Annotated in this window: 9 protein-coding genes; 2 read left to right on the plus strand and 7 right to left on the minus strand. The window is 28.4% G+C overall.

Annotated elements, in window-relative coordinates; all coding sequences use genetic code 11:
- Positions 1-8 precede the first annotated feature (8 nt).
- From B5F09_RS08195 to B5F09_RS08215, 5 genes are all read right to left on the minus strand, one after another.
- Positions 9-3233 (minus strand): DEAD/DEAH box helicase, encoded by a 3225-nt coding sequence (locus B5F09_RS08195; protein ID WP_087373487.1) that lies wholly within the window; start codon positions 3231-3233, stop codon positions 9-11.
- Positions 3234-3335: 102 nt separating this feature from the next.
- A complete protein-coding gene (locus tag B5F09_RS08200) occupies positions 3336-4061 on the minus strand; it encodes a Tim44-like domain-containing protein (RefSeq protein ID WP_087298878.1) in 726 nt (241 codons plus the stop codon).
- Between the two features lie 176 nt (positions 4062-4237).
- The gene (locus tag B5F09_RS08205; RefSeq protein WP_087373489.1) at positions 4238-4759 is read right to left on the minus strand and encodes a hypothetical protein; all 522 of its coding nucleotides are present in this window, start codon (positions 4757-4759) and stop codon (positions 4238-4240) included.
- A 239-nt stretch (positions 4760-4998) separates the two neighbouring features.
- The gene (locus B5F09_RS08210) at positions 4999-5586 is read right to left on the minus strand and encodes an HAD domain-containing protein (RefSeq protein ID WP_087373491.1); all 588 of its coding nucleotides are present in this window, start codon (positions 5584-5586) and stop codon (positions 4999-5001) included.
- A gap of 2 nt (positions 5587-5588) precedes the next feature.
- Complete coding sequence (locus tag B5F09_RS08215) at positions 5589-6917, minus strand: MATE family efflux transporter (RefSeq protein ID WP_087373492.1); 1329 nt, start codon at positions 6915-6917, stop codon at positions 5589-5591.
- A 188-nt stretch (positions 6918-7105) separates the two neighbouring features.
- Between B5F09_RS08215 and B5F09_RS08220 the strand changes: the two genes are divergently transcribed.
- Positions 7106-7840 (plus strand): HAD-IIB family hydrolase, encoded by a 735-nt coding sequence (locus tag B5F09_RS08220; RefSeq protein ID WP_087373494.1) that lies wholly within the window; start codon positions 7106-7108, stop codon positions 7838-7840.
- A 10-nt stretch (positions 7841-7850) separates the two neighbouring features.
- Here B5F09_RS08220 and B5F09_RS08225 read toward each other — a convergent pair whose 3' ends face one another.
- On the minus strand, positions 7851-9029 hold the full coding sequence (locus tag B5F09_RS08225) for a PucR family transcriptional regulator (protein WP_087373496.1): 1179 nt from the start codon (positions 9027-9029) through the stop codon (positions 7851-7853).
- Positions 9030-9187: 158 nt separating this feature from the next.
- Here B5F09_RS08225 and B5F09_RS15310 point away from each other — a divergent pair, with 158 nt between their 5' ends.
- Complete coding sequence (locus B5F09_RS15310; RefSeq protein ID WP_255375753.1) at positions 9188-9319, plus strand: hypothetical protein; 132 nt, start codon at positions 9188-9190, stop codon at positions 9317-9319.
- 48 nt (positions 9320-9367) lie between these two features.
- Here the strand turns inward: B5F09_RS15310 and rho are convergent, their stop codons facing one another.
- Positions 9368-10594: a transcription termination factor Rho gene (gene rho / locus B5F09_RS08230; RefSeq protein WP_087373498.1), complete on the minus strand. Its 1227-nt coding sequence runs from the start codon at positions 10592-10594 to the stop codon at positions 9368-9370.
- Between the last annotated feature and the right edge of the window lie 20 nt (positions 10595-10614).

Consider the following 10614-nt stretch of genomic DNA (forward strand, 5'->3'; position numbering starts at 1 on the left):
AGTCCTAATTAAATTGAAAATAAATTAATTATTTCTTCAGTCGACATACTTGTGATATTACCTTCATTATTTTCTACAAAAGTATCGGCTAAATTTTTCTTTTTGTTTTGTAATTCCAAAATCTTTTCTTCTACACTATTTTTCATGACCAGTTTATAAACAGTCACAACATTTTTTTGACCAATACGATAAGCTCGGTCAGTAGCCTGATTTTGTGCTGACATATTCCACCATGGATCAAAGTGAATAACTGCTTCGGCTGCGGTTAAATTTAAGCCGGTACCACCTGCTTTTAATGATATTAAAAAGACTGTAGTATCGTCATTTTGAAATTGCTCAACTAACTGATGGCGTTTTTCTTTAGATGTTGCCCCTGTTAATTTATAATAGCTAATCTGCTGTTTTTCTAATTCGTCACTAATTAAATCCAGCATCGATGTAAAAGATGAAAATAATAGCACTTTTTGATTATTTCCCTGGAAATTTCTTATTAATTCTAGACATCCCTCTAATTTAGAAGAAATATGTAAAATATTATCGTACAACAACCGTGGTTCACAGCATATTTGACGCAAACGGGTCAACATCGCTAGAACGACTATTCGATCAACCTTTTCATAATGCATTTTTTCTTGTAATTCTTTATTTACCTGCATTAAATTAGCTAAATATAATTTACTTTCTTCTTCACTAAATTCCAGTAACATTGTTTTTTCAATTTTATCTGGTAATTCTTTTAAAACATCTCGTTTATTTCTTCTTAAAATAAATGGACTAATTAATTTTTTTAATTCTAACTGTTTATCTTCATCTTGATTTTTTACAATCGGTGTTTCATAAGTACCTTGAAAATAATGATAGTTAAATAAATAATCCGGCATCAAAAAGTCAAAAATCGACCATAATTCTGCCAATGAATTTTCTATTGGTGTTCCGGTTAAAGCGAAACGATGTTTAGAATTTAACGATTTAACTGCACTAGCATTTTTAGTTTTAGGATTTTTAATATACTGGGCTTCATCTAAAATAACAAATTCAAATTCATAATCTTCATATAATTTATAATCACGGCGCATATAATCATAAGTAGTAATTAAAACATCAGCTTCATCAAAAGCACTAATTGCCTTCTTTCGTTTCGTTAAATTGCCATGAACACACTTGCACTTTAAGTTAGGCGAAAAGCGACAGATTTCATCATGCCAGTTCAACAATAACGATGAAGGACAAACTACTAAACTTGTTTTATTAACATCACGACATTCATCTAATAAAGCGATAATCTGTAAAGTTTTACCAAGTCCCATATCATCAGCTAAAACTCCCCCAAAACCGTAACTTGTAATCAACCTTAACCACTGGTAACCAAATTTCTGGTAATCACGCAAGATTTTTTGATAATGATTAGATAAAGCAAAGGTTTGTTTTTTGGTATTTTTAAAATTATCAATTACATTTTTAAAAACATCACTACGATTAAAAACTAAATGATTACTATTATCAGCTTTATTATCAATGCTAAAAGCACGATAAACATTCATATCTAAATGGCCATCTTCTATCATATTAGCACTTAAATGATAGTCATTCATTAAATTATCTAATTCTTCTAATTCATCTGATTCTAAATATAACAATTTCCCACTTTTTAAACGATGAAATTTCTTCTTGCGCCGATAAGCATTTAAAACATCAGTTAGTTCCTGACTTGGAATATCGATACTATCAATATCAATTGCTAGTAAATCATTTTCAATACTTACCCCAACAGTAATTGAAAACTGTGATTTTTGACCAATCTTTCTTAAAGCATCACTAACCATAATTTCACAATAGTTAGCTAAAAAAGGTAATCCCTGGTTTAAAAATTGATAAGTTTTTTCATTATCTAAATTTAGATAAACACAATGTTCATTATAATCAATAACATCACTCATTTCTTTTAAATAATTTTCAATCAAATCAAAGTCCATTGATGTATTAAAACCATCATGGTCAAAACTATAAAATGTTTGTCCATTTTGTTTACATTCTAAATAAAATTTGACTTGTTCATACTCATCAATATCACCATATAGTGTTAATACTTCAGCTTCAGTTTTCGAATCACTAAAGTTCACACCATTTATATCAAAATATTTTTTAATATCATTAAAAAGATATTTATTAAAATCATTTAGATCTTTTTTAGAAAGTAACAATTCATCTTTATTTAAACAGTTTTTTATAAACTGTAAAGCTTTACTATCATTATCTAATTTTATTAATTCAATAGTATTATCTTCGATCAAATAAATATCTTTTTTACCACAAATACCATTAAAATCTTCTAACTCTATTTGATAATAATCATCTTGTTCTATTATATTAAGTGCAATTAACCGATCAATTTCATAAAGATCTAACTGTTTATTAGTGTTTTTAAGTTGACTTAATGTTTCGTAAATATAATCAATATTAGTAGAATCTATTTCTATTTCATTTTTAAAACCACCAAAGTAGGGATAAAATTCATAATATTTTTGGTTATTTAAACAATATTTCATTAACTCTATAATTTTTAAAGCATCTTCACTAAATGCATTTAGGGTATGAACAAATTCTAATTGTTTTCCATATTTGACTAGTTTATTATCTTCTATTGCCTCAATAAACTTAGTGATATTTTTGATTGCATATTTCTTTTCATTGCCAACTCTAAATTTTAAAGCATAATAATCAGAAGTAATAATTTGAACTTCGATGTCTTTTTTGGATTGACTAATTAAACTAAATTGATTAATTTTATCTTCTTTATAATTATTAATCAAATTTCTAGTTAATGATAACTCACTGTTGATTCTAGCTTGTTTTTGTTTTTCCTGAAATAACATCAATTGTTGTAAAAATGCATTTTCATCATTGGTCTTTTCTTCAAAAATAAACGGAAAATAATCGGGTGACAATTCTTGAACTTTAAATAGCACCGCTGCAATATGACCGCAAGCTGATATATCATCACACCAGAAACAATCACATTGATAATCAATAATTTTATTATTTTCATCAACTGTTATTTGACAATCATTTTGATAACTATCATTATCAACAACGCCTTTAATTAAATAATGATTGTTTCGATCGGCAGTTATTTTGATTTTTTTTACATATCCACTCTGCCAGTAATTACGGCCAATATTTAAATTACGAGTATCACTAACAATGGATTTTAACTCTTTATCGGTTACTAGCATGTTTTTCTCCTTTATTAAACAAAATATTTGATTCTTAGTTTAATAATTTTACCATTTTAATTTGATTTTTGCCATTAATATTTAAAAGCTATTAATTCATTTCTATTTTTCAAATTCATCTTGTTGTAAAATCTGATCTAAATAAATATTATTCTCATTTCTAATAAATTTCCAATACTCAACAAAAACATCATTATTACTTTCAATAATCTGATTTTCCTGATCAAGCATCTTATCATTCATTTTACCTTCTATATAAACCCAAAAGTAATCCTCATTATTATCAGTACTATCATAAAGATTGACCACATCATGTTTTAATAACTTAATATTGCTTAATACATTTCTCTGACCTTGAAATTGTTGCCAATTAAGTTTAATTTGCCAGCTTTCATATAAGGATGGACTTAAATATTGCTTTAAAACTTCTAGATTTTGATTTGACCATGCTTCCTGAATTGCATAATAGCATTTTTCAACCTGTTGTTTTATTCTCTTTTCATTCCAAAAAATATCTTGATCATCTAATATATCTAAAGTCTCACTAACTTCACGATGCATTATTATAGCTCTTTGTCTTCTTTTGTAAACTGTAAACCCAGCTATTGAGACCATTACTAAACTAAAACCAGCCATACTAGCTAATCGTTCAATCGGACTTTGGTTATAGGTACTTCGACCTCTTGTTGTATGGGATGATCTACCTGTTCCACCGCCAGAACTACCTCCAGAGCCACCACTTGAGCCACCTCCAGCTCGTGCTAAAACTGGTACTGGGGTAAATATTAATAAAACTAATAAAATTATTATAATTACTTTTTTCTTCATATAATCACCACATTTATTTTACTATAATCTTTATCATTATTAAATAAAAAAGGTAGTGTTACCTACCTTGATGTAGCCAAATAACTATTTTGGGCTGATTGGGTATAATAATTGGTATCATTATCTGGCTACAAAATGATTATACAAGTTGAAGTTACCTTTAAGGCAAGAACTTTTTAATATATCGAAGTCAACCAGCCATCGATAAACTGATTCATTATTTCTAAATTATTAACATCTTCACTAGTTAACCCTAGTCCTGGTAAGATATTTGCGTTATTAATATACGTACTAGCCTGACTTTCTAATAAACTAATTTCATCACTTCCGACAAACAACAATGATACATCTTTATTTTTAAAATCAAATGATTTTAAAGTCTCTTGGATTGTATTGTCAATATTATTATTTAAAACTACTATTGTAATAATTATTAAATCATAATCATTTATATCAAGATTATTAATTTCACTTATCAAATGATGATCACTAAGCATTTTTTCATTAATAGTTGTTGCTAGTAACTTGGCTGTATCATTATTATCTTCTTGTAAAATTAATATCTGACGATCAAAAGCAGAATCTTCATTTTCGGTTTTTTCTACGACTTCTTTTTGATTATCTTGATTATCGTTATTAATATTTATAACTACTCCTACTAATAATAGTAAAATAAGAATTCCTATTAGCTTTTTCATTTTTCTTCCTCCTATTTTTACTATATTGGTTAAACCATAGTTTAGAGCAAGAAATTTTAATATTTTACAAAATTACCCATTTTAATATAAAAAAGAAGGAAGTATTACTTCCTTGAAAATCTATATCTAATAGTAAAGCACCAAAATGACAGATTGATATTTTTATAAGAAAGGAAAAGCGCTACATTTTAGCTATTTTACTACACAGCCATACTATATAACTTAAAGTAAACTTTAAGTCAAGAAATTATTTTTAAAATTTTTAAAGCCTCAAAATAATTACTTTGGCTAAAATAGAAATCATCTTTTTGATCAACAAATGTCCTAACAAAATGATCAGGAAAAAAGTTTGAAAGATCAATATCATCTATTATTACAAATTTACTCACTTCATGACTATTTAAATACTCATTAATCTCCAGCACTCTATTTCTAATAAAAATGCCATATTTTTCAATCTCTTTATATTTAGCAACAATTTTTTCATCAAACTGCTGATAATCCATTGTCATTTCTAATAAATATTTATCTAATCCATGAATCTTAAATAATCTTTTCAAATAATCAAAACCTAAATAACGCCAATTTGAAGTTATAACAATCTTCGCTTTACTTTCATCTAGTAACTTTTTTAAATTACTAATTGCTTCTTGATGCCAATCTAAATAAACCGCTGCAATATTATAGCCATCATCATCTAGATAACTGTTATCATTTAGCTTTTTAGCGACCTCTTTTTTTACTGCTTGTAAATTACAATCAAATCTTTTTAAATTAGTAAAAGGCTGTAATACACCATCAATATCTAAAAATACTATTCGATTCATGATTAAACTAACTGCCTATTCATCCACTTACCACTAAAATAACGCCAGATAAAGAAGACGCAGCGAACTATCCAGTCAACAAACATCGCTAACCAGACCCCAATTAAACCTAATCCTAAATGTTGTCCTAAAACATAGCTTAAACAAAATCTAAAAATCCACATTGAAGATGCTGAAACAATCATTGTAAACTTAGCATCATTGCTAGCCCGTAAAGCATTAGGGAAAGTAAATGAAGCTGGCCAGATCGTTGCAGCAAAGAAACCATGTAAAAAAATACATTGATAAGCAAGATCGATCGTTTGTTCAGACAAAGAATATAATTTTAAAATTGTCGGTGTCGCTAATAATACTAAAATTACAGCAGAAATAGTCGCTAAATAAGTGATTTTCAATAATTTTTTGATATAATACTTAGCCTGTTTATAATCATTAGCACCGACACACTGTCCTACTACAGTAACCATCGCTAATGACATCGCCATTCCAGGAATAATTTGCATTTGTGCTAAATTATTAGAAACGGCATTAGCAGCAATTGCATAAGTTCCAAATGTTGCTACTAAACTTTGAACTAATATTTTACCAAATTGGAACATCCCGTTTTCTAAACCAGATGGAATCCCAATAGTTAAGATTTTCTTGATATAAACTAAATCGAACTTCCAATGACGATAATCATCGACATAAAGATTATTATCTTTATTTGTAAGACATTTCAAAATTACAATACAACAGACCATTCTAGCGATCAATGTCGCTAACCCAGAACCTAAAACTCCTAATTTTAAACCAAAGATGAAAATTGTATTAAAGATAATATTGATAACATTCATGATTGCACTAGTAATCATTGAAATCTTAGAATTACCAATTGCTCTAAATAAAGCGGCCCCAGAATTATATAAAGCAATAAATGGATATGATAGTGCTGAAACTAGAAAGAAAGTTTCGGCATTATTCATAACGCCACTATCTACATTACCAAAAGCCAAATGTAATATTGAAGTATTAAACAACAATATTACCCCCATAATGATCAAGGATAGAATTGCTGTTATTAATAATAACTGTTTAGCTGAAAAACGCGCTTTTTCAAGTGAACCTTGCCCAATAAACTGTGCCGCAACTACAGCACCCCCAGTACCTAAAGCGGCAAAGATATTAATTAATAAAACATTGATTGAATCAACTAGTGAAACTGCAGAAACAGCTGCTTCCCCAACACTAGAGACCATGATCGTATCACAAAAGCCAACTAGAATTACTAATAATTGTTCAATCACTAGTGGTATGATCAGCTTTTTTAATGCCTGATTTGAAAACATCATCTTTATAACCCCCTTTGAATAAATATTATACGCTTAGTCAAGGACATTAAAATGATTTTTCATTTTTAGAAACTAATTGATTAACCAAATCTTTACATTTCTTTATCATAAATATCTTCTTAATTATTTTTAATTATTTTAAAATAAAATATGTTATAATCTTGATGAATATTTTATAGAGGTGACTTATGATTATATTAGCTAGTGATTTAGATGGTACTTTGTTATTTAATGATGTACCAGGACAAGTAAAAAAGGAAGATATTGAGGCAATTAAAAAGTTTCAAAATAATGGTAATCTATTTGGTGTCTGTACTGGTCGACCAATTGGAGATGTAAAAATTGATGCAATTGATATTGATTTTTATGTTGTTAGTAGTGGAGCTGTAGTTTTAGATAAAAACCGCCAGGTAATTAGCGAAGAACTAATTGATGAAGATATTGTTTTTGCAATCTACAACAAATATATTGATCAAGTTTATGTTTGTGTTCATGGTGATGGAAAATTATATAATACTAAAGATGGTCGTTTTAATTTGAATACGACTCGTATTAATGCTGTTGAACAATTAAAGGGACATCATCTTTATGGTTTATCTATTGATGCTTTAGATGAAAAACGAGCTAAAGAAATTACTGATGAAATAAATGAACAATTTGGTAACTATGTTGATGCATATCAAAATATTGATTGTGTTGATATCGCTAAAAAAGGTTGTTCAAAAGGATCTGGTTTAAAGATCATAAAAGAAAAAATGAATCTTAATGAAATTTGTGGTATTGGTGATTCTTTTAATGATTTACCAATGTTAAAATATGTTGATAAAGCTTTTACATTTAATTCTTCTAATCAACAAGTTAAAGATCACGCTGATTATTTAGTTGATAGCCTTAATGAAGCGATTAATTTATTAATGAAATAGACCATCAAAATTATGATGATCTATTTTTTTTAGCATTCATTATTTTTTTAATATAAAACGCCAATAAATATTCCATTTTTTCATCAATACTTTCAAATTCACAATTAAGCAATTCCTTAATTTTATTCATACGATAATTGATTGTATTACGATGCATGTATAGGTTTTTAGCCATTGCCTGCATTGAACCATCATAAACCAGATAATAATACAGTGTTTTTTCTAACTCGCTATGATGCTTTTGATCATAATTGATCAATGGCCGTAATAAACGATAATACATACTAATCAAAATTTGTTTATCTTCGATTGAAAATAAAATCTGATAAACACCCATTTCTTCAAAATTAATAATTGGATAATCAAATTTCATAGCCATATTAACTGCTGCCAATGCTCTTTTATAACTTAAAATAAGCTGGCTCAAATCACTCATCTGACTACCAATTCCTACATATAAAGAGTTAGTTAACATTCTTTTTTTAGAACGTTTATACATTTTATCAATTACCTTTTCTAATATCGTTTCTTCTAAGTTATTAACAATCAATACAAAATGACTATCAAACCAGAAAAAAGTATAGGGACTATCGATTTTTTCTAAACACAGTTGTAATTGAAAACTAATTCTTCTTCGTTCAATGGCATCAAACTGATCTGAATTTTCAATTGCAATTAATACAACCTGGAATAGTCCATCTACATCAAAAGATCCCATTAATGACTGTCTAATCTCTTCAACTAAATGGGGTTCGACAAATAGTTTTTGAAACATAATAGAAATCTGCTGATCTTCACGTTCTGAATGTAAACAGCGCATACTTAAATCTTTAATCAAATCAGCCATCGACACTTCCCAAGGCATTACTAACAAAGGGAAATCCTGGTCATTACAATAATCGATTATATCTTGAGGAACTTCAAAAATATATTTACCAGTATTAATAATCAAACCAACAATGTGATATTTAACTAATGATTTAACAAAATCAAATAAAGCATCATGACTTTGAAACCCCATACCGGTAGTAACTGCTAATTCTTTTCCCCATAATTGTTTAATAATTGTAGTATCTTCAATCATGTGGACCCAGCTAATTGCATTACTGCAACCATTTTTACCAGCTAATAACTCTAAATGATATATATCTTGTGTTTGTACCAGTGCATCTTCAATTGTAAATCCCATAGTATCACCCCTTTATTTCTCTTTGTGCATATTGCACAATTTTGCTTCTTATTTTCATTAGATTTGTCCCTACTAATCTACAAACATTGATATATAATAATATTGTATTAAAAATAAAACATTTAATCATTGTTATCATTTCTAGGAGGGACCATTTTATGAACTTATATTATGAATATTATGCTGCAACAAAAAATTATAATTCTTATCCTGCATGGGTAAAAAGCGAAAGTTATTTCAATTGTGAACATTTTTCAAGAATCATCAGTTTATTTAGAAACAGATTTTAAGCAACACCAATAATAATTAGACAAGCACATCACGTGCTTGTCTTTATTTTAAAATTTCTTTTTCTTTATTATCATTTCAACTAATTCATCATTATTCTTAGTTTTTTCAAACATATATAATAAAGAATCTGCAGCCTGTTCGGCCCTTAAATCATTAAATCCTCTTCGAATTATTGTCATTGCCTCTTGTTCTTTAGAACTTAACAATAAATCATCTCGTCTTGTTCCCGATTTTAAAATATCAATAGCTGGGAAAATTCGTCTTTCTTGCAATTGACGACTTAAAACAACTTCCATATTTCCAGTACCCTTGAACTCTTCGTAAACAACATCATCCATTTTACTTCCCGTATCTACTAATGCTGTTGCTAAGATTGTTAAACTACCACTTTCTCGAGTATTTCTAGCAGCCCCAAAAAAGCGTTTTGGCATATATAATGAAGCTGGATCTAGACCACCCGATAAAGTACGGCCTGATGGAGTACATGTTAAATTATAAGCCCGAACCAAACGAGTAATACTATCTAAAAGAATCATTACATCTTTACCATGTTCTACTAAACGTTTAGCGCGTTCAATTGTCATTTCAGACACTTTTTTATGACGTTCAGACATTTCATCAAAAGTTGAATAGATGACTTCAACATTTTCACCTTGAATTGCTTCTTTTATATCTGTTACTTCTTCTGGTCGTTCATCAATCAATAAAATCAATAAATGCATATCAGGATAGCTTTCATGAATTGATAAAGCAATATTTTTTAACAACGTAGTTTTACCAGCTTTTGGTGGTGAAACAATAATTCCTCTTTGCCCTTTACCTATTGGAGATAATAAATCAATAATTCGCATTGATATACTATTATTTGTTTGATCCAATTTTAATCGTTTATCAGGGAAAATAGGTGTCAGTTTTTCAAAATTTTGTCTACTTCTAGCTGCGCTAGGATCTTCTCCATTTATTAAAGTAGTATACATTAAAGCTTTATATTTTTCAGTCGCTTTTGGTTGTCTAATATAACCTGTAATAAAATCCCCTGTCTTTAAATTAAAACGATGAATTTGAGTTTGAGAAACATATACATCATCACGACTCGCTAAATAATTAGAGTTTCTAATAAAACCATAGCCATCAGGTAGTGTTTCAAGAATCCCAGTTACAATTTCACCTTTACTAACTGAACTTTCAATTTCTTCACGTTTTTCTTTAGGTGTTCTTTCATCTAAAAAAATACTGTCACTTGTTTTCATTAAAATATTCCTTTCATTATTCATACTTTTATAAGTAAGTTACA

This window comes from Erysipelatoclostridium sp. An173 (genome assembly GCF_002160495.1).
Classification (GTDB): Bacteria; Bacillota_I; Bacilli_A; order Erysipelotrichales; family Coprobacillaceae; genus Thomasclavelia; species Thomasclavelia merdavium.